General features: G+C 61.1%; 23 protein-coding genes and 2 pseudogenes. 10 read left to right on the top strand and 15 right to left on the bottom strand.

The window, feature by feature from the left end:
- The first annotated feature begins 493 nt into the window (after positions 1-493).
- Both L810_RS34415 and L810_RS34410 read left to right on the top strand, forming a co-directional pair.
- Positions 494-2,488: a hypothetical protein gene (locus L810_RS34415; RefSeq protein WP_113976526.1), complete on the top strand. Its 1,995-nt coding sequence runs from the start codon at positions 494-496 to the stop codon at positions 2,486-2,488.
- A 416-nt stretch (positions 2,489-2,904) separates the two neighbouring features.
- Positions 2,905-3,426, top strand: coding sequence for a methyl-accepting chemotaxis protein (locus L810_RS34410; protein WP_012431297.1), 522 nt, complete (start codon positions 2,905-2,907; stop codon positions 3,424-3,426).
- A gap of 345 nt (positions 3,427-3,771) precedes the next feature.
- Here the strand turns inward: L810_RS34410 and bfr are convergent, their stop codons facing one another.
- Positions 3,772-4,251 carry a bacterioferritin gene (gene bfr, locus L810_RS34405; RefSeq protein ID WP_012431298.1) on the bottom strand — a complete coding sequence of 160 codons (480 nt, stop codon included), beginning with the start codon at positions 4,249-4,251 and terminating at the stop codon, positions 3,772-3,774.
- A gap of 341 nt (positions 4,252-4,592) precedes the next feature.
- On the opposite strand from bfr, the gene cynS reads away from it, so the two are divergent.
- Positions 4,593-5,042: a cyanase gene (cynS, locus tag L810_RS34400; protein ID WP_012431299.1), complete on the top strand. Its 450-nt coding sequence runs from the start codon at positions 4,593-4,595 to the stop codon at positions 5,040-5,042.
- On the opposite strand, the gene L810_RS34395 is transcribed toward cynS, so the two are convergent.
- From L810_RS34395 to L810_RS34370, 7 genes are all read right to left on the bottom strand, one after another.
- Positions 5,039-5,494: a hypothetical protein gene (locus L810_RS34395; protein WP_012431300.1), complete on the bottom strand. Its 456-nt coding sequence runs from the start codon at positions 5,492-5,494 to the stop codon at positions 5,039-5,041. The two genes, cynS and L810_RS34395, sit on opposite strands and share 4 nt — an antisense overlap.
- 677 nt (positions 5,495-6,171) lie before the next feature.
- Entirely contained in the window at positions 6,172-6,378 is a 207-nt protein-coding gene (locus tag L810_RS47710; protein ID WP_106352137.1) for a hypothetical protein, read from the bottom strand.
- 48 nt (positions 6,379-6,426) lie between these two features.
- Positions 6,427-7,302, bottom strand: a complete 876-nt coding sequence (locus L810_RS34390; protein WP_012431303.1) for an SDR family NAD(P)-dependent oxidoreductase — start codon at positions 7,300-7,302, stop codon at positions 6,427-6,429.
- An 86-nt stretch (positions 7,303-7,388) separates the two neighbouring features.
- Positions 7,389-8,318, bottom strand: a complete 930-nt coding sequence (locus tag L810_RS34385) for a LysR family transcriptional regulator (RefSeq protein ID WP_012431304.1) — start codon at positions 8,316-8,318, stop codon at positions 7,389-7,391.
- 79 nt (positions 8,319-8,397) lie between these two features.
- Positions 8,398-9,801 carry a cytochrome c gene (locus tag L810_RS34380; RefSeq protein ID WP_012431305.1) on the bottom strand — a complete coding sequence of 468 codons (1,404 nt, stop codon included), beginning with the start codon at positions 9,799-9,801 and terminating at the stop codon, positions 8,398-8,400.
- A gap of 11 nt (positions 9,802-9,812) precedes the next feature.
- Complete coding sequence (locus L810_RS34375; protein WP_012431306.1) at positions 9,813-11,591, bottom strand: GMC family oxidoreductase; 1,779 nt, start codon at positions 11,589-11,591, stop codon at positions 9,813-9,815.
- A 48-nt stretch (positions 11,592-11,639) separates the two neighbouring features.
- Positions 11,640-12,359 carry a gluconate 2-dehydrogenase subunit 3 family protein gene (locus L810_RS34370; protein ID WP_012431307.1) on the bottom strand — a complete coding sequence of 240 codons (720 nt, stop codon included), beginning with the start codon at positions 12,357-12,359 and terminating at the stop codon, positions 11,640-11,642.
- Positions 12,360-12,767: 408 nt separating this feature from the next.
- On the opposite strand from L810_RS34370, the gene L810_RS46190 reads away from it, so the two are divergent.
- Together L810_RS46190 and L810_RS49950 are read left to right on the top strand one after the other, a co-directional pair.
- The gene (locus L810_RS46190; protein WP_012431308.1) at positions 12,768-13,088 is read left to right on the top strand and encodes a LysR family transcriptional regulator; all 321 of its coding nucleotides are present in this window, start codon (positions 12,768-12,770) and stop codon (positions 13,086-13,088) included.
- Between the two features lie 433 nt (positions 13,089-13,521).
- Positions 13,522-15,252, top strand: a pseudogene (locus L810_RS49950) (methyl-accepting chemotaxis protein).
- 468 nt (positions 15,253-15,720) lie between these two features.
- Here the strand turns inward: L810_RS49950 and L810_RS48180 are convergent.
- Entirely contained in the window at positions 15,721-15,933 is a 213-nt protein-coding gene (locus tag L810_RS48180; RefSeq protein ID WP_049868861.1) for a hypothetical protein, read from the bottom strand.
- Between L810_RS48180 and L810_RS34360 the strand changes: the two genes are divergently transcribed.
- Complete coding sequence (locus tag L810_RS34360) at positions 15,932-17,065, top strand: GGDEF domain-containing protein (protein WP_049868863.1); 1,134 nt, start codon at positions 15,932-15,934, stop codon at positions 17,063-17,065. The two genes, L810_RS48180 and L810_RS34360, sit on opposite strands and share 2 nt — an antisense overlap.
- 647 nt (positions 17,066-17,712) lie before the next feature.
- On the opposite strand, the gene L810_RS34355 is transcribed toward L810_RS34360, so the two are convergent.
- Positions 17,713-18,813: an IS110 family transposase gene (locus tag L810_RS34355; RefSeq protein WP_012431312.1), complete on the bottom strand. Its 1,101-nt coding sequence runs from the start codon at positions 18,811-18,813 to the stop codon at positions 17,713-17,715.
- A gap of 293 nt (positions 18,814-19,106) precedes the next feature.
- The gene (locus tag L810_RS34350) at positions 19,107-19,475 is read right to left on the bottom strand and encodes a hypothetical protein (protein WP_021162791.1); all 369 of its coding nucleotides are present in this window, start codon (positions 19,473-19,475) and stop codon (positions 19,107-19,109) included.
- A 139-nt stretch (positions 19,476-19,614) separates the two neighbouring features.
- On the opposite strand from L810_RS34350, the pseudogene L810_RS49380 reads away from it, so the two are divergent.
- The 4 genes and pseudogenes from L810_RS49380 to L810_RS34335 all read left to right on the top strand — a co-directional run.
- Positions 19,615-19,701: pseudogene (locus tag L810_RS49380) on the top strand (HU family DNA-binding protein); the annotation flags it as partial.
- Between the two features lie 908 nt (positions 19,702-20,609).
- Positions 20,610-21,143: a hypothetical protein gene (locus L810_RS34345; RefSeq protein ID WP_223274390.1), complete on the top strand. Its 534-nt coding sequence runs from the start codon at positions 20,610-20,612 to the stop codon at positions 21,141-21,143.
- 9 nt (positions 21,144-21,152) lie between these two features.
- Complete coding sequence (locus L810_RS34340) at positions 21,153-21,857, top strand: nucleotide-binding protein (RefSeq protein ID WP_012431315.1); 705 nt, start codon at positions 21,153-21,155, stop codon at positions 21,855-21,857.
- A complete protein-coding gene (locus tag L810_RS34335; protein ID WP_021162789.1) occupies positions 21,850-22,572 on the top strand; it encodes a hypothetical protein in 723 nt (240 codons plus the stop codon). The genes L810_RS34340 and L810_RS34335 overlap by 8 nt, the downstream gene beginning before the upstream one ends.
- Positions 22,573-22,684: 112 nt before the next feature.
- Here the strand turns inward: L810_RS34335 and L810_RS34330 are convergent, their stop codons facing one another.
- The 4 genes from L810_RS34330 to L810_RS34315 form a co-directional block, all read right to left on the bottom strand.
- On the bottom strand, positions 22,685-22,942 hold the full coding sequence (locus tag L810_RS34330; protein WP_021162788.1) for a DUF6900 domain-containing protein: 258 nt from the start codon (positions 22,940-22,942) through the stop codon (positions 22,685-22,687).
- 124 nt (positions 22,943-23,066) lie between these two features.
- On the bottom strand, positions 23,067-23,312 hold the full coding sequence (locus tag L810_RS34325) for a hypothetical protein (RefSeq protein ID WP_012431318.1): 246 nt from the start codon (positions 23,310-23,312) through the stop codon (positions 23,067-23,069).
- A 126-nt stretch (positions 23,313-23,438) separates the two neighbouring features.
- A complete protein-coding gene (locus tag L810_RS34320) occupies positions 23,439-25,685 on the bottom strand; it encodes a ParB/RepB/Spo0J family partition protein (protein ID WP_021162787.1) in 2,247 nt (748 codons plus the stop codon).
- 123 nt (positions 25,686-25,808) lie between these two features.
- Positions 25,809-26,642 carry a DUF932 domain-containing protein gene (locus L810_RS34315; protein ID WP_021162786.1) on the bottom strand — a complete coding sequence of 278 codons (834 nt, stop codon included), beginning with the start codon at positions 26,640-26,642 and terminating at the stop codon, positions 25,809-25,811.
- Between the last annotated feature and the right edge of the window lie 173 nt (positions 26,643-26,815).

Raw genomic sequence — 26,815 nt, 5'->3', positions numbered from 1 at the left:
TAACAAAATGAAGTATTCCTACCGGTGCATCATCCCTATCAAGCCCGAGAACATCGAGGCGTGGTTGAATCCGGAAGCAACAAGCTTGGACGCGATGTACGCCATCCTCGATGACAAGGACCGGCCTTATTACGAGCACAAGTTCGCGGCATGAGGCGCTGGAGCTTGCGCGTTGATGTGGAGGGTCTTTCCGATTTGGGGGGAGGTTGGCCAAAATTTCGATTCATGAGCTAACATCGAATTCGGTTTATGTACTACGGTGAGGTTCTCTTTGGGCAGTGACTATCGTTTACACACATTGGGGTGGAAGGCATTCCAGGACCTGTGCCTCGCTGTTGCACAAGAATGCCTTCAACGGCCGGTTCAGCGATTTCTGCCATCTCATGACGGCGGACGGGACGGAGCCTTTGTGGGTACCATGCATAGCGGGAACAGTGCTGGGTCGTCCACAATTCAATGCAAATTCACGTCGCTCCCAAACAGTAATCTGACCTTGTCACAGCTCTCAGACGAGTTAGGGAAAATTCCTGCTTTGGCAGCGCAGAACTTGGTTGAAGACTACGTGTTGATGACCAACCATCCGGTCTCCGGGGTGGCGAGTGCGCAAATCGAAAAGGCGTTCATCGAAGCGGGAGCGAAGCGATGCCGTATCTTGGGCGCTGATTGGGTGGTCAGCCAGATTGATGAGTCTGCTCGCTTGCGAATGCTTGTCCCTCGATTGTATGGAGTCGGCGACTTGAGCAATATTCTTGATGAGCGCGCGTACGAGCAAGCAAAGATGATTCTGAGTTCGATGGGAGACGACATTCGCAAGCTTGTCGTCACAGATGCTCATCGGAAGAGTGTTCTCGCCATAAACCAACATGGGCTTGTTTTATTGCTGGGGCAGCCAGCCGCAGGCAAGTCGACAATTGGCGCAAGTCTGGCAGTCGGTGCGGCCGATATTTGGGGATGCCTTACGGTCAAGCCGACATCGCCGATGGAATTGCGCGAGAGAATCAACCCTCACGAAAAACAGTTCTTCTGGGTGGATGATGCTTGGGGTTCCACTCAATATCAGAAGGCCGTAACTGATACATGGAACCAAGTGCTTCCGCACATCGCAGCTGCCATCAAGAACGGAAGCAAGTTTCTGTTCACGTCACGGACCTATATCTGGCAGGCTGCGCTCCGCGACCTCAAGACAGGTGCGCTTCCACTCCTAACAAAAAGCAACGTCACCATCCAGGTCGAGAAGCTGACATCAAACGAAAAAGCTCAGATACTGTACAACCATCTTAAGTTTGGGGACCAGCCACAATCCTTCAGAACTCAGGTTAAACCATATTTGCCGGACGTGGTTGCTAGCGACTTTTTTTTGCCGGAATCCGCAAGACGTCTCGGTAGCCAGCTTTTGACTTCGCATCTGGCAAAAACTAGAGCTGGGTTGGTGAACTTCTTTGTCAATCCCTCGGACTTCCTCCAAGAGACAATACGAACTCTTACGGCGGACAGCCAAGCCGCGCTCGCGCTTTTGTTCATCAGCGGCGGTCGGGTCGCATCACCTATCCTCGATTGTCCTGAAGTAGCATTGGCGACGAAAGCGTTTGGTGTCACCTCCGCATCACTTAGAACAGCTGTTATAGACCTCGGTGAGACGCTCTCACTTCATGTACAGGACCAAACTGGACCCTACTGGAAGTTCAAGCACCCGACCATATCGGAGGCATTTGCCCGATATGTCGCGGACAATCCAGAACTTGTAGAACTCTACTTACGTGGAGCTGCGCCAAGTTTGCTAGTGAACGAAGTGGTGTGTCCGGGAATTCAACTGCAAGGTTCGTTTGTCGTTGTCCCGTCCACGTTTTACGGACTTCTAGCCGAACGGATGACTGCATGTACTGCGTCGTCGCTGACAGCGTTTCTTTCAACGCGCGCGAACGCTGACTTTGCTGCCATTCTACTCAAGCTCCGTCCCGAACTTCTTGAGTGCGATATTTACTTTCACTGGCGCGTATCTGAGTACCCGTCAGCGGACTTCATGGCTCGAATGCAGAAATTCGGACTGCTTCCTGAGCAAAAGCGTAAGGAGGTCGCGCAAGCGTTCGCGGAAGCAATCCTTGAACGAGCCGATGCAAGCGTACTGGAGGACGATGAACTGATGACCGTGTTCACGGAAGATGAGCGGGTTCAAATCTTCGATGCAATCGAGGACAAAATCCTGAACAACTTGGCTGCACACGTTGATAGAACACGTGAGCAATGGGAGCGCAGCACCGACCCTGATTCTCATTTCGAAGAGCTGTCGATGGACGTGCGCGACTTTGCGCGGCGTTTCGCGCCTAATCGCGAACTGGAAATAACATCACAGCTTAAAGGCCTCGTCCAGTCCGCAGTTTTTGATATGCAAGAAGACTATTCTGGTTCCGCGAGTTCAAATGCGCCTGTCGGAAGTGGGATGGCTTCTGACGGACCGTCGGCCGCGATATTCAGGGATGTCGATGATTAGGCCGTGAAGCGAGGCTCCAGCCAGTGCCCGTGCGGTAATCCAGCGATGACGTGTCGGCCGGAGCATTGCAAAGCGCCGCTTCCCCTTCCTACGTTAGTACAAGCTCGGCAGCAACACCGTAGTAGTGCCGCCCGCGGGGGCCCCGCCGGCGTGGCTGTGGACTGGCAGCGTAATCGTGCGCCATCTGGGTCCCTGCAAGCAGCGCGTCGGCGACTCCCGAGATGTGTAGCGTTTCAGCGCCCAACGCCGGACGGATTTCCGGTCGTGCTCGGCCAGTCACCGCCGGGGGAGCCACTCCCAGACCTGCTGCCGCTCCTCGTAGATATGGCCCCACTGGACGAACCTTTTGAGGCGCCGTTCAAATTGCCGCGCGCATTACGTTGGTTGCCGCCTGTTCTGACCGGGTTGTCCGGACGATGGACTCGATCGACGAATCGGCCACGAAAATGTCCGAGATCATCGGCGTCATCGAAGGGATCGCCTTTCTGACCAACATTCTTGCGCTGAACGCGGCAGTCGAGGCCGCGCGTGCTGGCGAACAGGGACGTGGTTTCGCCGTGGTGACCGGAGAGGTACGCACGCTCGCGCAACGTTCGGCGACCTCGGCGAGAGAAATCCGGACGCTGATCGAGGATTCGGCGGGCAAGGTCGACGCCGGCACGAAGCTCGTGGGCGAGGCCGGCGAAACGATGCACCGGGTCGTCGACAGCATCCGGCGCGTCGCTGGCATCATGGCGGAGATGACGGCAGCAACGCAGGATCAGGCGCAGGGCATCGAGCAGGTCCATCATGCAATCGCGCAGATGGATCAGGTGACGCAGCAGAACGCGGAGCTCGTTGGACAGGCAGCAGGCGCGGCGGCTTCGCTGCACGAGTCGGCAGGAAGCCTGCGGCAGGCGGTGCAGGTGTTTGTGCTCGCTGGCGATTCCGGATCCTGATCTGGCGCATCGACGGTTGAGGAACTCGCGGCGGCGCCAGGAAGTCGCACTCGCTGGCATTACGGTATTCCGGCCGCCGAGTGCCGGGGCAGGGAGATCTGCCCCCAGCCACCCCAACTGCCCAACTGCGTCCGCTGCGTTTTTCTTTATGGGCGGCGCAATCGGCTCCATGGCTGGAGCATGGTGCTTCGTTCGTGGGAATGGGAGCTGGCGTCCCGGACAGGTGCTGCACTGCCCGCCGCGTCGCTGGTTATGTATGTGGCGCAGCGGTGAGCGCTGGAATTCAAGGCCCGGTCAGGATGGAGCAGGTGCGACCCCGGGGCGTCGTCCGGAAAAGGCTGCGGCCTACGATGCGACCTCACCCGCTGCACTTTGCTGGTAGTTGTGGATCCCGACCTTGCGGATCAGGTCGATCTGGGTTTCAAGCCAGTCGATGTGCTCTTCCGTGCCATCAAGGATCTTCACGAAGATCTCACGCGAAACGAAGTCCCTTACCGACTCGCAGTACGCAATCGCTTCCTTGCACGTCGCCTGTGATATCTGCTCGAGCTTCAGGTCGGCCTGCAGGATTTCTTCCGTGGTCTCACCGATGAGCAGCTTGTGCAGATCCTGCAGGTTCGGCAGACCGTCGAGCATGAACACCCGCTGGATGAGCCAGTCCGCGTGGCGCATTTCCCCGATCGACTCGTCGTACTCGTGCTTGCCGAGGCTATTGAGGCCCCAGTGCCTGTACATGCGCGCGTGCAGGAAATACTGGTTGATGGCCGTCAGCTCATTCTTGAGCTGGGCATTCAGATATTCGATGACTTTCGGATCGCCTTTCATCTTGATTCTCCGGGTTGGAGCGAACGATACGCAATGGAGAATAAAAAATCCAGTTTTCAGAAAATTTTGATAATGAAAATCCCTATCATTCTCATGACATGAGTAAATCATCGCGTGCCGTCGCCAGCATGCCGCTCGCGTACAGCGTCGAGCGAGAAGGGTTAGCCGGCCAGGGACGGGAATGACTGCGGGGATAGTGGACGCAGCAGTGTATGGCGCAGATCCTTGTGTGCGCGTCGGACTATGGTCCGATTAACTGATCGCACTGACAAGCGATGATAGTGGAGGTTTATTGCCTGCCTCCGGGCAGGGCAGATCGTCTTTCTGAAGAGGAGTGCAGCATGATTTCGAGCCGGAACGAAGTGACCGAAATGATCGTTGCCGCGAAAGTGGCCAAAGGCATCAAGTGGGCTGATGTGGCAGCCAGGGTGGGCCTCAGCAAGGAGTGGACGACCGCGGCCTGTCTCGGACAGATGACGCTGGACGAGAAACAGGCCAGCGTCATCGGGGAAATCTTTGAACTGCCGGACGACGCGCTCCGGTGGCTGCAGGCGGTGCCGTACAAGGGGTCGCTTCCGACAGCCGTCCCGACTGATCCGCTGATCTATCGCTGGTACGAAATCGTCAACGTTTATGGTTCGACCATCAAGGAGCTCATCCACGAGGAATTCGGCGACGGCATCATGAGTGCGATCGACTTCTCGATGGACATCGAGCGGGAACAGGATCCGAAGGGCGATCGCGTGCGGGTTGTCCTCTCAGGAAAGTTCCTTCCCTACAAGACCTACTAGGACTCTGTGCCGGGCGTGTCCGGTCTCTCCCGCTTGTTGCTTCCGATCAGTCGGTCCAGTCGTTCGCTTGCGCGCACGATCGCCTGCAGGCGTGTCTCACGCAGTTGCCGGTCGTGTTCGTTAACAATGCGGGACAACAGATCGATAAGCGCAGGCGGAAAGTTCCAGTCGCCGCGGTCCTCGCCGTTATCGAGTGCGGTGGAGAGCATCTGTTCCGCTTCGTCCAGCAGGCCGAGGTCGAGGAGGCCGTGGCCCTCCTCGGTCAGATAGCGGGTCAGCAGAATGGTCGTGAAAAGCCGACGTGCCAGACCGGCGTCTGCATAGCCAGCTCGCACGGCTTCGAGCGCCGTCCGATGCTGCAGGATCACCCTGTCGGCGTCGGCGCGTGGCATGGGCAGGAAAAGCGCCTTGGCACGGCGCGCCTGGGTGGCCCCAAATGGTTTGCGTGACATGATATTTATTGCTGCGTGAATCAGTAGCGTCTCTTTCGAGTTTGCCCGGGTCGTAGTTATGATAAGCAGTAACGTCTGCCGGCGGGTGACGGATGAACGTCGGTATGACGTTTCGCATGCGATGTGGTTCATGGCACATACCGTTGACCTCGATACAAGGCTCAAAACGCTGTTTCTCCCCGGTAACGGATCATGCGATCTTCCGATCAGACAGGTGTTCCACTTTTCGTGAGCGCAACCCACTTTTATCCGGGTGCGATAGTGCGGGGCGAATTGCGGATTGACGTCGGGGAACAACCCGTGGTGATCGAGATGTCGGACGGTGCAGGAACCACGGGAGTAGCGAGTCAGAACATTCCGGGTGAGGCAATACTTGTTGTTGAAGCCTGGCGGACAATGAAGGGAACATCGATTCCCAGGAAAACCTGGCATATCCGGAAGCAGGCCGGTCCTGTAGAGGTATGGAAGGTCATGTCCCGCGCATAAGCCGGCTTGCCTACGTTGCGTGGCAGGGTGCTCGACCGATCTGCCTGGATTGATAGCCGTCCACTTCGGGCAACCAGATGCCGCCTTCCAGCTTGTACCGTTGACGTACGTTCATTTCGCACTGCGGCGAAAGTACCCGTCCGGTCACCAGCGCGTTCGCCCATCCTGCTTCTGCTGGGCGGTAGTCTCAGTCAAGCCGGCGAGCGGCGGCGGCGTGCTCGCCGGCCAGGGCGCGATTTTGCGAATTGTCTGACGATGCTGGCCGCGTCATGCGCCAGTCGTGCGTCGAGACGGGCAGCCAGTGCGTCGAGAAAGAAGGGCAGATCGTTGGCGTCATGCTCCCGGATGAAATCGTTGGCGGTTTCCAGGACATCAGGCTGGGCATGCCACGCGGACATCTTCCGGAGTTTGCTGGCAGTGTCGGCTTTCCGGAGTAATCGTAGCTTTCAGGCCGTAATATTTGCGCTGTCGCCGCCCGTCACCGCGACGCTTGTTCCTGACACGAGGGCGGCGGCGTCCGACGCGAGGAACACGACGGCGGGTGCGATACTCTCCGGCGGCAGCCAGGGCAGGCCAAGCGGCAGTTTGGCGGCAAATCCCTCTGCAGCCGCCGTTTCATCCTTGGCCGGGTCGTACGACGGCGCGTTGCCGCCCACCTGAATCATCTGCGCGTAACGATCTTCGTGCCGGGTGAGCGCCGTGTCGATCAGGCCGGGCACGAGCGCGTTAACCGTGATCCCGTGTTTGCCAAGCTCCAGTGCCGCGGACTTCATCAGACCGAGAATGCCCCACTTCGAGGCCGAGTAGGCGGCGCCGTTCAACGTGCCGTGCTGTCCCTGCGTCGAGGACGTGACGATGATGCGGCCGCCACCACGCTTGACCAGCAGCGGCGTAAAGGCACGGATCGCGTTGGCCGTGCCGTTGAGGTTGCAGTCGATCTGGTCGTACCAGTCGGCGTCGTCCATCTCCAGCAGTGGCTTGAACGCCTGGATGCCGGCATTTGCAAAGAGGATGTCGAGACCGCCCCAGGCGGCACGCACTTCCTCGGCCGCGCGCCGCAATGCGCCGATATCGCGCTGGTCGGCCACGATCGGGCGCCAGCGGCGGCCCACAGAAGTTACCATACGCCCCGTCTCGGCAAGGTCGGCGCGGGTCGCAGGCGCAAAGGTGTCGATGGATGAAACCGCGGAGCAAATGTCGAGGCCGGCCACATCGGCCCCCGCCTCCGCCAGAGCGACTGCGGCGGCGCGACCTATGCCGCGTGCGGCACCCGTCACCACGGCGATCTTGCCCTTGAGGGCATCCGAAGAGAAAGTTGGCATCACTCAGTCCTTGTCATGGTCTGGTTTGATGGGCCTGGCGCACTCAACATCACCGTAGCCCGTCGCGGCGCGCCTGCCCGTGCACATCACGGTTCCCAGTAACGCTCCCGGCTAAACATATCGGAATAAAAGTCGAGAAACGCCCGCACCTTGGAAGATACCGTTTTCTTGCGCGGATACACCCCCCATATCGCAGGCGGGCTACTCGTTGCCTGGCCCTGCCAGTCCGGCAGCAGCCGCACCAGCAGTCCGGTGCGCAGCGGTTCCCCGATCGCCCATAGCGGAAGCAACGCGGCGCCGCTGCCGGCGATCGCGAGGTCGAGGATCGCCTCGATGTTGTTCGCGCGCAGGCGACCGCGCAGTTTGACTTCGACGGCTTCTTCCTGCCCGTCGGCCCCGGATTGACGTGCGAGAAACCAGGAGTCGTCACCAGCGATCGCGAAGCGTATGGCCGGATGTGTGGAAAGCTCGGCCGGCGACGACGGCACGCCGTGAAGGCGCACGTGGTCAGGGCTCGCGCAGACCACGCTTGTATGGTTCGCCAGTCGGCGCGCCATGAGTTGCGAGTCGGGAAGCACGCCGACGCGGATCGCTACGTCGACCCCGGTCGCAACGAAATTCACGATCTCGTCGGTGATGACGACGTCCACGTCGATATGCGGATACCGCCTCATGAATTCCGGAATGTGGGCGACCACATGGCGTCGCCCAAACGCAGTGGGCATCGTCACGCGCAGCAGGCCCTGCGGGGACGCATTGAGCGACGAGGTTGCCACGCACGCCTCGTCGAGCATCCGGATGGCGGCCGCGCCCTGTTCGCGGAACACGTGTCCGCCCTCAGTCAATGCGAGTCCGCGCGTGGAGCGGTTGAAGAGCGCGATACCGAGATCGCGCTCCAGTTCGGCAATATGTCGCGAGACCGTTGAGGTCTTGACCTGGAGCTGGTCTGCGGCCTTGTTGAAGCTTCCAAGATCCGCGGCATAGAGGAATGCGCGCAGGGCGGCGAAGTAATCCATAAGCGGGAGTTCGGCGTCAGCTATTCTGTGTCCTGCATCTGCCACCCCACCCGATCCGCCCATGCAAAGCGATTGAATGTCATTGGCGGCGCGCAACGGTTGGTGCGTGCGTCTGCGCACGCACTTTCGCAACTTCGTCTGCATTGACGTCCGGCGCGTGGTTGCCCCAGCTCGTCCGGATAAACGTGACGACGTTGGCGACCTCGGCGTCGGTCAGGCGGTCGCCAAAGGGCGGCATCGTGAACTGCGTCGGCACGCGCGAAGTCCCGACCTCGGTGTTGCCGTTGAGCACGATGTTGATCAGCGACGTCGGATCTTTCGCGTTGACGACCGGATTGCCGGCGAGCGCGGGGAACGTGTCGCGGTAGCCCTTGCCTGACGATAGATGGCATGCCGCGCAGCTGTTCAGGTAATCGATTGCGCCACGCGCGCTCACGTCGCCCTTCGCGAGCGCGGCGCCGGCCGCGGCCGCATACGCGTAGTGCCCGGCCGGATGATTCCCCGGCAGCGACTTCAGGTACGTGGCGACCGCAAGCAGGTCGGTGTCGTTCAGAAACTGCGAGCTGTGCTGGACAACATCACGCATGCCACCGAACGCGGCCGTCTCTGGGTTGCGTCCGGTGCGCAGAAATTCGACGATATCGGCCTGGCTCCACCGGCCCAGCCCGGTCAGGTCGTCCCCGCGTAGACTGTTCGCAACGTAATGGTCGATAACGCCGCCGGACAGATAGTCGGAGCCATCCGCGTCCCCGAGTGCCTTCTCCTGCAGACCGACACCCCGCGGCGTGTGACAGCTGCCGCAGTGCATGAGCCCTTCGACGAGATAGCGCCCGCGCTCCAGCAGTGCCGCATCGTGCGCGGCCCCTGCAGCCGTCGCGCTGTCGATGTCCGTATGTGCGGCAGGCTGCACCTTCGGCGCGAAGGCCCAGCGCCAGTACGTAAGCGGCCAGCGCATGGACAGCGGCCACGGAATGCCGGACGCGCGGTTCGGCGAGTCGACGGGAGCGACGCCGTGCATGAAGTACGCGTAAAGCGCGCGCACGTCGTCGTCGCTGACGTGGGCGTACGATGGATAGGGCATGGCCGGATACATCGGGCTGCCGTCCCTGCGGATCCCGCGACGCACCGCGCGCTCGAAATCGCTTGGCGTGTAGTTGCCGATGCCGGTCGCCGGGTCCGGAGTGATGTTGGTGGTGTAGAGCGTGCCGATGGGCGTGGTAATCGGCAGGCCGCCAACAAAGGCCTTGCCGTCTTTGGCGACATGGCAGGCGGCGCAGTCGCCGAGAACGGCCAGGTAGGCGCCGCGGCGGATGAGCGCAGTGTCGTTCGCGTCGATCGGCGCTTCCGCTTCGAGTGCCGCGTCGTGAGCCCTACCGCCGCGGCCGCCGAATAGCGCCGCGACGATCCATGCGCACGCAACGATCACCACGGCGAGCGCGACGAGACCGGCGATGATGGTCCCCGGCCGGAGCGTAGTCTTCATGGCTGCGCTCCTCACGCCTGCACGAGCGCGCCGGGACGCTTGAGATACTGTGTCCGTATCGCGTCCGCGGCGAAGTAGGCGAGCGCGCCAACCAGGCCCGTGGGGTTGTATCCGATGCCTTGCGGAAACGCCGAGGCGCCCATCACGAACAGGTTCGGCACGTCCCAGCTCTGCAGATAGCGGTTCAGCGCGCTCGACTGCGGGTCGGCACCCGTGATGACGCCGCCGGCTGTGTGCGTGGTCTGATATTCGCGCACGTTGAAGTGGTCGCCGGGCTTGCGCATCAGCGTCGAATGCGACTTCGGATTCATCTTCGCGACGATCTCGAGCGCGCGGTCCGTGACGAAGCGGGTCATGCGGTACTCGTTGTCATGCCAGTCGAACGTCATGCGCAGCATCGGCAGACCGAGCGAATCGCGGTAGGTGGGGTCGAGGTCGAGATACGCATCGCGATACGCCATGACTGAGCCGTGCGCGACGACGTTTGTCGTATGGAGGTAATGGTCCTTGGCCGCGCGCTTCCATTGCGCGCCCCAGGCCGGTGTGCCGTGCGGCACGGCGAGCTGCTGGATCGGCCTGCCGCCCGTCTGTCCGCCGATGATGTACCCGCCGCCGAGGAAGCCATGCGGGCCGTGGTCGAAGTGGTCCGAGTTGAATTCGTCGACGATTTGCGAGCCGCCGGAGCCGGCTGCGATGAACGGATTGATCGGCACATCCTTGTCGTAGAAGACGGACGTCGAGCTCATCATCTGGTAGGCGAAGTTCTTGCCGATCACGCCCTTTCCGGTCACCGGATCATAGGGTCTGCCGATGCCTGAGAGCAGCATCAGCCGCACGTTGTTGATCTGGAACGATGACAGGATCACGAGGTCGGCTGGCTGGAATACCTCGTTGCCGGCGCCATCGATATAGGTGACGCCAGTGGCACGCTTGCCCGTCGAATCGACGTTGATCTTCACGACATGGCTCTGGGTACGCAGCTCGAAATTTGGCTTGCGCATCAGTGCAGGGAGGATCGTGGTTTGCGGCGCCCCCTTCGAGTAGAGAAAGCAGCCAAAGCGTTCGCAAAAGCCGCACAGGTTGCACGGTCCGAGGCGAACGCCGTAGAAGTTCGTGTAGGGCTCGGAACAGTTCGCGCTGGGCTGCGGGAACGGATGATAGCCAAGCTCGCGCGCGGCACTGGCGAACAGCTTCGCTGCGTACTGATCGGCAACGGGGGGCGTCGGGTAGGCACGCGAGCGCGGCCCCTCGAACGGATTGCCGCCCGACAGGACCTTGCCCCGCAGGTTACCGGCCTGACCCGATGTGCCGTTCAGATATTCGAAACGGTCGAAATACGGCTCCAGCTCATTCCAGGTGACGTCGTAGTCCTGGATCGTCATGTCGGCTGGCAGGAACCCGGCACCATAGCGCTCGACGTTGTGCGAGCGGAACTTCATGTCCTCAGGCGACGGCCGGTAGAGTTGCCCGTTCCAGTGGACACCAGCGCCCCCGACGTTGTCGGGCAGCAGGAACGCATTGTATTGCCGGTAGGGGACGGCCGTGTCGCCGACCTGGTGGCGCACCGTCACGGTTTCAAGCGACAGCCGGCGGAACAGCTCGCCGCGGATCCCGTATTTCAGTTCATCGACGGCCTTGGGATAGGTGTAGTCAGGTGACGTATCGCGATTGTGTCCGCGCTCGAGCGCGACCACCTCAAGGCCCTCGCTGGCCAGCTCCATGGAGAGGATCGAGCCGGTCCAGCCGAGCCCGATCACGACGACGTCAACGGGTTTCATGGATTTTGTCATGCAGTGTTTCCCAGCTTTTTTTCAGCCTGCGCCTTTCAGCCCGGTTTTTTAGCCTTTCTCGCCCAGGATCGACACCGGCGGCAACGGATAGACCGTGTCGTATTGGGTGGCCCAGTCCATGAAGTCGGCGCGCGCGCCCGGAAATCCGATCATCTTCCAGGCACCCATGCCGCGATTGCCGCCGTACATCGGATCGGCGAAATAGCCTTCCTTCGTGTTCGCGAGCAGCTGGATGAAGAACTCGTTCGTTTTCATGTCAGGCAGCACGATCTCGCCTTTTTCGAGCTGCCCCAGCACGCGCTCCTGAGTGGCCGCGTCCAGCTTCGCGAAGCTCTGGCCATGCTCGCGCCTGCACCACCCGTCGATGCCGGCAATCGCCACGCGATACATGTCACGCGGCGAATATTTCATCTGGTAGCCGAGCGTAAAGTCCGAGTCCGGGTGAAAAGGTCCCTGCAGATACCAGCGCGCGCCGTGCCCGTAGTCGGTATCCATCTGCCGGTCGATGAACTCGGGCACGTGCAGATCCAGTGCGCCGGGGCCATCGTCATTCGAGGGGATCAGGCGGTCCACCGCTGCCTGAATGAAAGCCCATTCCGCAGCGGTGAAATAGCGAGGTTCGTAGGCGGGAGCAGCCGGATTTTCGGCCGCCGAGGCGTCGGCGACAGGAACGGTGGGGGAAGCCTTGAGAAGCACGACCGACGAGGCGGCCGTGAGCGAACTCTTGATGAAACCGCGGCGCGAAAATACCGTGCCTTCTTTTTTCATGTGGCATCTCCGTCTACAGACGGCTCGGGTGTTCAATACGGCTTGCTGAGGCTGGGAGCGCTGATTGCGATCCGCCCCGCCTTGTATTGTGTGGGAACCCATACACCCGTATCGAGTGGCCGCCTATAGCGATTAAAGGTTCGAGGATAGGGGCTCGGCTATTGGAGTGGAACACCCACATAAGGAATTCAGTTTTGCAGAAATGGGACCCCCCACTTCGTTGTGCACGATCGCAAATCAGAATTGCGACAAGGGGTTTGCCAGGCATAGACGAAGCTGCCATGATCTCCGCCGCCATCTATGGCTGTGGAATTGTTTCGAAAATTCGGCTTACGTAGCGGTGTTCACGCTGCAGCGTCGACATATGGGCGAGGAACGCAACGCGAGTCTGCAACGAGGGAAAGATCGATGAACTACTATGCAGCGGTCCGGGCTTTTCTCACGACATCAGAAGCAGGAAGTTTCAGCGTGGCGGCGAAGAGGCTTTCGGTCAAGGCGTCCACCGTGTCACATTACGTTTCAGACCTTGAGGAAAAACTTGGTGGGCCGCTCTTCAGCCGCTCGACACGCGGAGTGATTCTGACGGAGCGGGGTGCAAAATTCAGAGGATTCGCGCAACGAGCAGTTAATGCGCTCGATGAAGCGCTGGCCACTGCGTCCTCCTTCAGAAGTGAACACGTCGACGTAAAGCGTCCCATTCCGCGTAGACGGAAACGCAAAGTGTGCTGAATTGTGTCCGGGCGTTCGAGTTCGTCCAGCGGATCGCAAAAGCGCCATGCATACTCAGATATTGCCCGAGCAAAGCCTTGAATGTCTGGGGCACCTTGATCGCTGAATTGGTACGACAGTGGCGACAGGCGGAAAAGAGCCGCGGTGTCGTCGTACTGACTTTAAAGACATGCAGCGCGGTAACTGTATATGTCCGCTCCGGACGACGCAAGGATAACGGCAGTTGCTCTGGCAACCATTGGTTATCACTTGCGGAAGCTTAAAAACACTCCGCAGAATCTAACCAAGCTCGTCGATCACTCAGTGGCGACGCGAGGATAAATTTCATCTCAAGGGCATGAGCCTATCTGTCGATATCAGGAGCAAATAATGTTCTTTATATCTGGACTCCGAAGCGCGGGAAGCGCTTATTCAACCCAACGAAGGCATTAGCGTGCAGGCTCTCAAAAACTTGAAGGTGGTCACCCAGCTGATCCTGGGATTTTCTTTTGTTATCGTTTTGCTGGTTGGATTGGGCGCGTTTTCTCTATTAGAGTTGCGTGGTGAAAACGCCCGCGTCGTGGAATTGCGTGACAACTGGTTGCCAAGCGTGCGCAGCAGTCTGCAGATGCAGGCCGGGCTTCGCGAGATCCGCATCAATGAATACCGAGTGGCCGCTGCGGCGACGGCCGCCGATGCCGCGGCGCTGGAACCACTCATCGAGTCAGCGCTGGCGGACTATCGTCACGCCGAAACCGAATACCAGAATCTCATGACCGAGCCGGAGGAGAGAGCCGCATACGCTGACATCCAGACGCTTATGCCGCAGTATCTGGAGGTCGACCAGCAGGTCAGGGCACTGGCGAAAGCAGGCAAGCCAGTGGAAGCGTTGGCTCTCGTGAGCGGTCAGTCAGCCACTATTCGCAAATCCATCGAGAAAGACATCAAGACAATCGTCGAGGTCAACGTGACGGGTGCGGCCCGCGAGGGGGAACTGGCCAGTAAGGCATATTCGCACGCGATCGCGCTGGTGATCGGAGTGAACGTCGGGGCGGCGGTCATTGCGCTGGGTGTGGCGCTGATGATTGCGCGAGTCCTGGCAAAACAGCTTGGTGGCGAACCCCGCGAGGCGGTGGCGCTCGCTGGAGATATCGCGGCCGGCAATCTACGTGTCATGGTGCGCCTGTAGACAGGGGATCATTCCAGCCTGATGCACTCGCTCGGCGCAATGAAAGACCAGTTGACGAGCATCGTGGAGGGCATCAAGGCTTCCAGTGAGTCGATCTCCGTCGCTGCCGGCCAGATTGCGCAAGGCAATACTGACTTGTCCCAGCGCACCGAAGAGCAGGCGGCGTCACTCGAGGAAACAGCGTCGAGCATGGAAGAGCTGACCAGCACAGTCCGTCAGAATGCGGACAATGCCAGGCAGGCCACTACACTGGCCGTCACCGCGTCGACCATCGCGCAGCGCGGCGGGGAGGTGGTCGGCCGCGTGGTGGAGACGATGAACGGGATCTCCGACAGTTCCGCCAAAGTCGCCGATATCATTGGCGTGATCGAAGGCATCGCATTCCAGACGAATATCCTCGCGCTTAACGCAGCAGTCGAGGCAGCTCGCGCTGGCGAACAGGGGCGAGGGTTTGCCGTCGTGGCCGGCGAGGTACGCACGCTTGCCCAGCGCAGTGCAGCAGCAGCCAGGGAAATCAAGGATCTGATCGGCGAGTCGGTGACTCGCGTCGATACCGGCTCGAAACTCGTTGAGGAAGCCGGGAGCACCATCAACGAAATCGTCCAGGCGGTGAAGCGCGTGACCGACATCATGAGCGAAATCGCGGCGGCTTCGGAAGAACAGAGCGCCGGTATCGGGCAGGTTAATACGGCGGTTACCCAGATGGACGAGGTGACCCAGCAGAATGCCGCCCTGGTCGAAGAAGCGTCGGCAGCAGCGCAGTCGATGGCCCAGCAGGCCCAGGCGCTACGTCAGGCGGTGGCCGTCTTCAGGATCGCCGATACGCGGCCAGCCGGGTCACGCATAGTCGCCCCAGCGAGTGATCCGCGTCTGTCGTCGCAGACCGTTCGCATGCCTTCCCCTGCAACGTCAACCAGGACGACGCCATTCGCGACCGCCGGCGGAGACACCATGATCGCGACGACCTCCCGTGCCGTGGATTGGCAGGAATTCTGATCAAGTCTGGGAACTGGACGCTGCCGCAGCGAGGCGCTGGGCAAGATGGTTGCACCGCGAGCGCCGACACGGCGTTCCTGTCTGCGTCGAGGCTGGGGTGCCGCTTCAGATTTTGGACGCGCCGGGCCGGTGCCGCAAAACCTATCAACCGGTTTTCCTGTTTGCACCAGAACAAGTCGAAGTGGGCTTTCGGACCTCTTTACGCGGGCGTCAGCGTGACGCAGCCTGAGCAAACGCACGACGCGCGACAGACCTTGCACCTGCTTGTTTAGCGTCGCGAAGGCTGCGGTCGACTGCTCCCCATGGGCGCGAGCCCTCTCAGCGGTGGATCCCGGTCGAGATTCGTCGGAAAGGAAAAGCCTTTGGCACAGGCGGCAATGACTGCATCGACCTCAGCTGCATTCAGCCTTCCGCTTCACAGGTAGTCCAAGAGTACCGGATAGACGGCCTTGCACAGCAGACGAACTTTCACACACTGTTGCCGTTCGTTGCGTCGTTCTCCATCGCGATCACTTGTGCTTCACATTCGCAGCCTCTTTTCGCTTTTAGTGTAAAGGGTTTCAAGAGATCGGTACCCCACAGGCGGCTTTTGATCGCGTGGTATCGTCGCATTTCCAGTTGAACGACGAAGCCAATGATCACAATTGACCCCCGCACTGTCATATTGCTGACGTCTGTCATGTCAGCAATCATGTCATCCGTGTTGTTTTCGGTGTATCGGGATTTACATTCGAATATCAACGGTATTGGCCGGTGGGCATTGGGGTCTCTGATACTTGCCGTAACGGCGGTCCTGTTCGGATTACGTGAGGTGATACCTGACTGGCTGTCAGTGATCGTGGCAAATGCCGGTCTGCTGTGTGGTGTCGGTTTGTGGCTAGTCGGCACCCAGTTGTTTTACGGACGCAAGCCCTCCTGGGCCAGCGTGAGTGCGGCAACGATCCTGACAATGGCGTGCGTCAGCTGGTGGCTGCTTGTGGAACCCGCCTATACGCTCAGGCTCACGTCGATCACAGGCTGTTTGCTGGGTCTCTATGGTGTTCAGCTCCTGCTCGTAGTTCGCTACGGCGTGAGGCATTCCAGTACATATTTTCTGGCATTCGTGCTGCTGCTTCAGATTGTCGTGCTGCTGATTCGCGGCGTGACCAGCCTGTTACCCACTCTCGTCCAGAGCAACTTCCTTTCGCCGGATCTGATTCAGGCCATTTATTTCGCAACCTACAGTTTCGTGACTTTGCTGCTCGCGCTGGGGTTTGTCATGGTGGCAACTCACAGATTGAATATGGAATTGAAGTGGTATGCAACCCGGGATCCACTCACCGGCGTTTTTAACCGACGTGCATTCGCCGAGATTTACCAACGCGAATATCAGGTGGCACAGCGAACGGGCGGCACATTAGCATTGTTGATTGTGGATCTGGATCACTTCAAGGCAATCAACGATAAATATGGTCATGACGTTGGCGACAAGGTGCTGGTTGATTTTTGCCGGCGCGCAAATGCCGTCCTGGTCAACGGTACTTCCATGGCCCGTCTGGGTGGGGAGGAGTTCGCGGTCCTGCTTCGCGGGGTGAGTCTGGAAGATGCGTCTGCCCAGGCTGAAAGAATTCGCTTGTCCCTGTTGCAGGATGGAGATAACGAACTACCTGGCTATACATGCAGTGTGGGTGTTGCTACTACAGCGAAAGACGGGAGTGCGCTGGAGCAATTGCTTCGGGTGGCCGACGACGCGTTATATCATGCCAAGCGCGAAGGGCGAAACCGCGTGGAATCCATGAAGACTTCGTTTGAGATCAGATCAGCACCGGAATGAACGGGATCTGCCCGGCTGCCGTCGATTGACAGTTGCCAGTCCGACGACAACGGGGTGCTGCGCGCGTCGCCGTTTGTCGTATCGCCCGGATGCACATTGCGTTTGCCGGGAAACACGAGCGTTCCCTTCGATTCCCGATTGTGCGACCCATGAAAAAACCCGACCCGGAAAGGTCGTCTTGGGCCATCCGTTCCAGCTATCCGTTCAGGTTGTTCCGGAAAATGCACCGTACTTCCGGCCCGGTGCAGGCGAGTGCATCAAGACAGCAATGTATGAAATGCCTTCGTCAGGCCAGAGAACGTTGCGCTGTATTTCTCATATGGCCTGTTTTTGCAAGTAGGGCGAGCACCGCCCTCGCCACCGCGATCTCGAATGTCAACGTATCCGACCTGATTGGTAACGCGGCAGACGGGCTGTTTATCGACGATGGATCAAGCTCATATCCGCGGGCTGGTTACCGCATTTCATCTTTCCGTCACGGGGCTACCTCGCTCTTAACCACGGAGATCACGCAGTCGCGTGCTCACAAAAAAATCTCGAGGATTCCCCTCATCGCGCCCGATGCCGCGTTACCGATCAGGTGGAAGTTAAAGGTTTTGCGATAGCGGCTCCTGTCTAAAATCTCCGGGCAAGATTTAACGGCGTGCTCAGGCTGGCTGCAGTCGTGTCCCGATGTCCCAGATGAAGCCACATAGTTCGCGCGCGATTGCCGCACACGTCTTGTTCTGGTGAAGACCTCGTGAGCGAAGCCGGCGAAATCTGTGGCAGAGCCGAACCTGCGCTTTCCAGGCGATGTCGATGATATGTCGAGGTTGTCCTTCCAGTCGGGGCTGTAGTGACTCACCGATTCTCGCCGGCAACCGATAGTTCCACGCCGCCTCGACAAGTATCCTGCGCACGTGCCTGTTGCCCGTCCTGGTCAGACGGCCTCGTTGCTTTGAATTCCCGCTGGAGTGTTCCGACGGCACAAGTCCCAGGTAGCCCATGAATTCGCGTGGATGCGGGAAACGCCGTAAGTCGCCAAGTTCCGCGACAATGGTCAACGCGGAGATGATGTCAATGCTGCGCAGGGTCATCAGGCCTTTGACCACTGGCAACCATCGCCAGGTTTCGGCATGGGCGCGCAGCGACTGCGTGAGGCGCTCGACGAGTTCGGTGGCGAACCGCACCGCCATCCGGTACTCGGTGAAGACGATATGCTGGGCGGGCTCTTCGAATTTTATCTTCGAGAGGAAGAGTTCATGCTTCGGTCCCCACCGCGTGCCGGTGTAGGCATGACCATGACGAAGCAGAAAGGATTTGAGCCTCTGTCGCATTCTGCGCTGGTCATTCACAGCATCCTCCCGAGCGCGCACCAGGTCGCGGATGGCCTCGTCCGCCGGCTCGGGAATTGCAACTGGCACCAGCTCGCCGGCCCGATGGAGTCTTGCCAGCAGTAATGCGTCGCGACGGTCCGTCTTGATTCTGTCGGCAGGCCGCCGGGCGACGCGCGATGGCGCAACCACTTCACAGCGATAGCCCTGTTCGCGCAGCGCCCGCACGAGCCCATACCCGCAGGGGCCCGCTTCGTGACAGACACTGAGCTCGGCTGGCTTGCCCAGCTTCGAGAGTGCCTTCGTCAGGGAAATCACGCTGTAGCGGGTCGTCCCGACAAATTGAGGATCGTCCCGCAAGTGCGCCCGGGCGAATGCGATTGCGATGGAGTCTTTATGCACATCGAGCCCAACGTAAAACTTGACCTCATCCATGACTGTCTCCGCCGTTCAGTGAAGGTCGTCCGATTATCGAACGAACGCCAACACAGCGTTTATCTGAAGGCCATCATGTCTTAAAGCAGACTTAAATTGCCGCTCCTGCCAGGCCGCCCGGTTCAGCGGCACCAAACGGCTGTCCTATACGTGCCAGCCCGCATTACGCCGATGTGCAGGAAACACGGGATTCGTGGATGGGTCCGGGGATGTCCGGCGTAACACGATAACTGCCGCACGACGTTGCCGAGGTCAGCGTGTCAAGTCGCGCTTATGCTTTCGCGATCTGTGATTCAACCGGGTGGGGGCGGCAGCGGTGAGGGTGTAGTGCTACCAATGAAGCGCATCAGTTCATCCTCTGCTGTGATGATGACGTGTGCGGGGGCATCGGCCAGTTGCCGGTCGTGCAAGGTCAGGAGTTCCGCGAAGCGAGGATAGGCGGCGTCATCGAGGCGCCACGTACCGGTTTCCAGGCCTCGCCTGTTTACACACTCCATCGCGTCTTCGGCTTCGTGGAAGCGTTCGACGGGCTGCGTACCATACCCTTTGTGTTGCAGGAGGTACGCGATATACATGACGCTTGCCAGTTCGACCAGGTGTTCGGCGTTGCCAAACCCGACACGCACGATGGTGAGACACGCGTGAAACTTCAGCGAGCACATGCTGGTTGCGCTGGCAGGCAACGGGAGCAGCGTGGCACGCGAATGGCGCGGCTTCCGCGATTGACGGGAGGACGGATGGCGAGAGCGGGACATGCGGAGCTACGTACGGGATGTGCGACAGATAGTGCAAAAAGGGGCGGCACGGATCCAGATTGCTGCTGCGAAGACGGTAAAATTCACGGCGGGCAAGGCGTTCAGGGATGCGGTCAACGCCAGCAAGTGGTAGATCACCTGTCCCACAACTCGACCTCAAGCTGAATCTACCGCGACACGCTCTACGCACCGCCTCGAAACCCGCCGCGGCCGAACGCGGCGTCCTCACTCGCCGGAAAAATGCGCACACCGCATACCCCTGTCATGGCGGGCTGCGATGCAAGCGCCGAAGAGGTAACGGCGCTTCGCGTCGCATTCGTCGGTTGCCTGTTTCCGGGCCGGGCCCGGCATAGCATTGTGCGTTATTGCGCGCATGGCGCCCAAAACCGGCGGTAGCCTATCCTGCAATACCGTGTTTTCCGTGCGTTTTTTGTCGCGCGGCGTAAACGTTTTGCGCAGAGGTTTCCGTCACGGCGTAAACCTCTGTTCAGGCCCCGAAGTATCGCGTGCGAACCGTGTGCGAAGGCCATGCGAAACCGCTGCGCAGAGGTCTCCCTTCAGGCGCAAACGAAATGCGTATGCCGGTGCGCAAACGGATGCGCTTCCCGTGCGCAGTACTTTCGCGTTTATCGGTCCATTCCGTGCGCATGGCATGCCCACGATTGTGCGTATGTCGTCTTGCTAAACGCACGTGTGACGTGTGCAGAAGTGGCGCGATACCGGGTGCAGGTCTGGCGTTGCTGCGTCGCACGCCGTGCACAGCTCGGGTGTTATCGATGTCCAATGCGTGGCGTTGCCACATTCGCTGCTCTTGCGCTGTCGATGATCATCCGCTGCGTAGCGATGATCAAGGTCCGTGCGTAACGTGAGGCGGCAACGTGCGAACCCGGTGCGTGGCGCGAGTGAATATCAATGCGTAACCGCGCGTCAACGGCGGATATGTCGCGTGTGTACGACAGGCGTTAAAAAGTGCGTTGTGCTCATCGCTTCCCATCGCATCCCATGCGTTCCCGTACGCGTTTGCCGTGCGAAAACAGGTGGTTGACGGTTGCGTTTGCTGTGCGCAGGATGGTGACAGGTCCGTGCGTTAACGGCGCGCAGGAAGGTGTGCACGGGAGGGTGACAATGCCTGTCGCGAGGGTCTATGCGAAGTCGCAATGGGAAGCGTTTGCCCGTGCGCTTGATGCGCTGCCCGAGAGGCCGGATGCGGAACGCGGCGTCACGGTGCGCGATGCGATGAAAGACATGCGCGCGCGTGTACGCGCGGCGCAGGCAAAAGGCTATACGCTGGAGCAGATCGCGGAACAGGCGAAGTCGCACGGGATCGACATCACGGCGGGTGCGATCCGCTACGGGTTGCGCGCAGCCGGGAAGGGCGGCGGCGCGAGCGGTGCGCGCGCGGCGTCAGGCGCGAGAGTAGCGGCACAGCCGGACAGAGCGGAAACGCGTGCGCCAGACAGTTCGCCGCGCCAGAAACAGGTCCGCAAGGATGGGGGAAAGACCGTAACCGGACAACTCATGCCGGTGCAGGGCACGCTCGGATTTGCAATCCGGCCCGACACCGAGGACCTGTAGGGAGTCGCAATGGACAGGACAGTCGACACGGCAGTCAATCCCATCTATCTCGTCGGCGGTGGCAAGGGCGGCGTCGGCAAGAGCGTGGTCGCACTCGCGCTGGTGGATCACCTGCAACGCCGGGGCGTGAATACCGTCCTCGTGGAAAACGACACGTCGAACCCGGACGTGATGCGCGCAGTACACGACGAGATTGCGTGCGCATCGTTCGATCTGGACACGGCGGGCGGCTGGATCGACATGGTGAACTACTGCGACGGGCATCGCGATGCGGTCGTGGTGGTCAGCACGGCGGCGCGCAACCAGGATGGCGTCACGCGCTACGGCGCGACACTGGGCAGCACGCTTGATGAACTGGGACGGCGGCTCGTCGTGTTCTGGGTCATCAACCGGCAGCGCGACAGTCTCGAACTGCTGCGACAGTTCAGCGACACGTTCCCGGACGCGACGGTGCATGTCGTGCGCAATGGTTACTACGGTACGCCTGAACGGTTCGTGCTGTATCAGGATTCGAAGCTGCGCAAAAGCATCGAGGCGAAAGGCCGGTCGCTGGATTTTCCCGAACTCGCGGACCGCGTGGCCGATGATCTGCGCAGCCAGCGGCTGTCGGTACGCAAGGCGGTCGAAACCCTGCCCATCGGACAGCGCGCTGAATTGCTGCGCTGGCGGGCATGCTACGACGCGATGTTCGCGCAGGTGACAGGCGATGCGTGAGCGGCGTTCGCGTCGTGCGCGCCCGGCGGATCCGCTCGCCCGGCTTTTCCTCGAAGTGAGCGGCACACCGCCGGATGACGCAAGCCTGCTGCGCATGCGCCGCGTGTCGGCGGCGCTGAACCTGCGGGACAACGATGCCTTGTGGTCGGTGCTGGCGGTACTGGAATACTACGTGCGCCTCTACGAGGCGATGCCGGAGCGCATCCGGCAGGCGGGTGCCGGTGGCGTCGATGCCGCGCGCGCCGAAGCGTATGCCGCGACGCAGGGGCTGATGGTGCAGCACCGCGAGGCGCTCGCACGCTGCAAGGAAACGATCACGCTCGCGGAGAGGATGACCGCCGAGCACGAGGCGCGCTACCGGGCGGCGCTTGCGGCGTTAAGCGATGAGGCACTGTCGACCCTCACGCAGCACGCGGCTAACCGGATCGCGCGCGTTGCCGGAAACCGGATTGTGGGAGCGGCGGCGGTCGCGGCACGTGAGCAGCGGCAACGGCTCGACGCGGCACTCGCGTCATTCGAGCGGGTCGCCATGCGACGCCTGGTAAGGGCGTGTTACGGCCTGGTCGCGGGCGGTCTGGTCGTCGTGCTGCTGGCGGCGGGCGCGGGCGGCGTGGCTGGCTGGTGGGCTGGCATTCATTGGGCACAGGCAGACGGCTCGCCGCCTGTCCGGGCAGGCGACACCTCGCCGGTGCCGCGCGCCACCAGGCGGCAGTGAATCACGAAGCCCGGACGGTACAGGCCGTACGGGACACCCGTCGGCGCGAGCCCGTCGCTTGCCCGGCGCGCCTCAGATGCCCCTGGCCCGTTCCCGGTGGCTGCAGTTGTGTTCATGCTGTGCCGCCCTGCTGTGCCATCTCTTTCGCGGCTGCGGCCCCGGCCAGGTAGGCGGCTTCAAGTGCGGCCCTGATGGACCAGACGGCGGTGTCATGGAAGTCGAGCCGGTCAGCGTAGCGGGTTTCGAGGGTTTCAATGCCGGGCGTGGTCCTGGCAATTTCAGCGATCTGCCGTCTTGCGGCGGCTGGCAGGTCGGGCATGTTCACGATGATCTCCCGGTTGCGTTTGAAAGACGGTTGCGACGACATCATTCACGCGCGGTTGCGCGGGGACATCAAGCGTTTTTGTCCGTGCGGCGAGCCGTCAGGCCGTTGGGGTGCCAGTGGCGCGTCACGGGTTGCGAAGGGCAGACGGCGGGCCGTCTGCCCGCGCGGCTCAGACTTCGTCGGTTTCACCCTGCATGAAAGCGAGGGCATGGCGAAGCGCCCCTGCCGCCGCGTCATTGTGGTCGAACGCAATCATCGGGGCGCGATAGCCTTCGTCCTCTGCGCGTGCGATTGCCATGTCGTAATGCCGACCGTGTCCGTATTGCAGGTCAGTGGCGTGAACGAAGGTCAGATAAAGGTCGGGCGAGCCTTGAGCATTGGTCGCGACCACGGTCATGCGGATGCGGTTGAACATGATATTGCTCCTGTTGAGGTCAGGTGCGCAGGCAGCAGGCCGTGACCCGGTGACATGACTCGGGCACGTGCCGCCTGTCCTGCCCCATTGCCTGGGCAACGGGGCAGGGTTCGCAGGGAATTGCCGTCAGGCCGCGAGCGGGCCGGACTGTCCGATGCTCACGCCGTCAGCAGTCGGGAAGGGCCACGGCGAGTGAGGGCTGGTTGGGGCGTTCACGGCTGCCGTATCGGGTGGCGTGTCGTTGACGTGCTCCGCTCCGGTGCCGGGTTCCGTAGCGGCATCGTCGCCGTCCTGTGCGTCGGTACCGTCTGCGCTATCTGCGCTGTCGTTGTCTTCGCCCCCGTCCTCCTCGTCCTCCTCGGCATCCCGGCCACTCCAGGAGGGAGCGGCTGGAATTTCCCGGTCGGTGAAGATTTCCGGCACCCAGGCGACTTTCGCGAGCCGCAGTTCGGCGGCGGCTGCCGCGTCGGCCTTCTTCATCTTTTCGAGGTCCGTTGCGGCCTTCGGTGACACGGCGGTGGCGACGACTTCGGCGATGCGCGCCTTGCTGACGTGGTCGAAATACGTGGCGCGGGTCGGCGTCCAGTACCGCGTCATGTCGAGGTTCAGCACCGACGCGAGCGCGTTGATCGCATGGGGTCGTTCTTCGCCCGTGATCCCGTCGAGCAGGGTGCCGGTGCAGAAGGCGAGCAGATCGAGCAGGGTCGTGCCGGGGTCCTGCTGGACAAGCCAGGGCAGCAGGTCGGCGCGCTTCGCGGGCAATTCTGCGATCCACCGCGCCCGTTGCGCCTCGATGGCGCTCCACGCGGGGCTGGTGCCCAGGTCGTCTGCGGCCCGCAACAGGCTGTCCTGGTTATTGGTGCCGGTGAGCGCGAGGAAGTCGGGCGCGGACATACGCCCGAAGTGCTCGGGCAGCGCCTTCGGCACCAGATGGTGCAGGAGGGCCGCGAGCGCCACGGTGGGCTGCGCGAGCAGTTCCGCATGGACGGCGGCGGTACGGTGTGCCGTGAGGCGCTGGCAGAGCTTCGCGTTGTGAATGGGCCGGAGCTTCGGTGCCTGTGCGGATACCGGATCGTGCGCCTGTGCCTCGGGCGTGCCGGTCACGTCTGCGCCCGCCGCTTCGAGGACGCTCGCGTCCTCGCGCCGCACGAGGCCGCGCTCGATGACCAGTTCACCCTGCGGTCCGACGATGACGAATGCGCCCGCCCCGGCCATCTGCGTTTCGTCCCATACCAGTGCGACGCTTTCGAGGGCGATGAGCGCCGCATTGACGCGCTCGATTTCCTCGTTGAGGCGGTCGGCTTCCTCGTAGGCGCTCTCGTCGTCCTCCGAAAGGGCTTCGAGTTTTTCAGCCAGTTCGTCCTGCTGTGCGGTGAGGGCATCCATCTGCTTCTGCTCGTCATCCGTGTAGGGGCGCTGGACCGGGCGAAGCCTGCCGTAGCGGTTCAGTTCGAGGAAGTCGCGCTCGACACGTGTCTCGATCCAGCCCCATCCTTCGGCGCGGACTTCTTCCGCAGCGGCATCGAGCTTCTGCGCGACGAGTTTTTGAAGCAATTCGGCGTCTGCGATGTAACCGGCGTTCTCATCATCGCTGAAGAGGTCACGCCTCACGTACCCGCCCGCTGTTTCATAGGCGGCGAGGCCCACGAAGCGCACGAGGCGGCTGCGGCTCGCATCGATTTCGGCGCGCGTGATCGCCTGACGCAGATAGTTCGGCTGGCGCTGCCATTCGTTCGCATCGAACCAGATGTGTTCCTGCGTTTCATGGTCATCCGCGAGGGCGAGGGCGGCAAGCTGGTCGAGCGTGATCGCGTCCTCGCGCAGCAGGCCGAGCAGCTTTGGTGACACGTTGGCGAGCTTCATGCGGCGCTTCACGGTAAGCGGCGACGCGGAGAAAAGCGCAGCGATGTAATCGACGCTGCGCCCTTCCTCGGCCAGCATCCGGTAGGCGCGCAGCACGTCGAACGGATCGAGTCCTTCGCGTTCGCTGTTCTCGATCAGCGAAATGGCGAGGGCTTCGCCGTCGCTGACGATGCGCACCGGCACCGGGTAGTCGGCGGCGATGTGTTTCTGCGCATACAGGAGGTCGAGCGCGGCTTCGCGGCGCTGGCCCGCGCAGACGCCGTATTTTCGCTGCTTGCCGCGCCCGCCCTTCATTTCGTGAACGACGAGATTTTGCAACAGGCCCTTGGCGCGGATGTTGGCGGCGAGGCCCTCAATGCCCGAGAGCGGTCGGGTGCGGGCGTTCAGCGGTGAGGGGTGCAGGCTCGAATACGGCACGGCGACGATGGGCTGTTCATTGCCGAAACTGGTTTCAAGCGGTGTTGCTGATTCGGCGGTGTCAACGACAGGGGTTTCGACTTGGGCTTGCATGACTGGCTCCAGAAAGTTGGAAAGAAGATTCCGGGTCGGCACTGCGGGATGAGTCAGGACTTGACCAGGAAAGGAGTCCTGATCAATCAGGGAAGGGCGGCGCAATATGCCGCCCGCTAGTCGTTACGATTTCATCTGCCGCAGGGCGTCAGCCAGCATCCACAGCGCGCGGTTGAGCTTCACGTTCTGGTCGATGCCGGTGATGGGACGCGTGGACATGGAGCGTCCGCTGCGCGAGCGTCCATGCAGTCCGCCCTTGGTGAGGTTTTCCTGCGTTCTTTGAAATACCGTCCACAGGTCGTCCCGGCGGTCCTCGAAGCGACGCGGGGCGAGTAACTGGCTTTCGGTGACGGGGGCGGGTGCTTCGGTGTCGGACGGGTCGTAGCGCAGCGCGAGGGCGGAGCGCGCGAACGCGTACTGTTCGTCGCGGTCGAGCGTGACGGCTTTCATGCCGTCCTTCTGTTCGCGGATCAGGTCGAAGCCGTCGAGCACATCGAACGCGCCATTGATGACGTTCTGCACGATGTTGCCCCTGTGCGGGACGCGGACCTCGCCGATGGTTTCGCCCGCAACCATCCCGTTCTGGCAGACGAAGCGATAGACGCCACCGAGTAACTGGAATCCGCTGGACCCATCGTGCGAATTGAGGAGGATGACTTCGTTGACATCCTCGCCGGTGATTTCGCTCGCAGGACGCATGCGGATCAGATGCTTGGTGAATTCGCGCTTGTCCTGGGCGCGCACGCGGGTCTGGCACACCATGAACGGCTGGAAGCCTTCGTTGCGCAGACCGCGCAGCACGTCGATGGTGGGAATGTAGGTGTAGCGGTCGGAGCGGCTTTCGTGCTTGCCGTCCGCGAAAATCGAGGGAGCAACACGGCGGATCTGGTCGTCCGACAGCGGCGAGTCGGAACGGAGCATCGGGGAACCGTAACGGAAGGAGGAAGCGAGTTGCATGACACTCTCCACAGCAAAAAGGTTGAGGGGTGTTGCGCTGACCGGGCCCCAAGATTCCGCCCGCCTCGTAGGGGTTGGGCTCGTCCCGGTGGAACCCGGGGTTGGCAGTGCTGCCGCCAGTCCCCTGAGTTCGCGCCCGTGCGACTGAAGGAGCCGATGGCCGCCCGGTGTCA

The sequence above is a fragment of the Burkholderia sp. AU4i genome (genome assembly GCF_000466765.1).
Classification (GTDB): domain Bacteria; phylum Pseudomonadota; class Gammaproteobacteria; order Burkholderiales; family Burkholderiaceae; genus Burkholderia; species Burkholderia cepacia.
The sequence above is the reverse complement of the archived record's forward strand: the minus strand, read 5'-3'. Positions and strand labels throughout refer to the sequence as shown.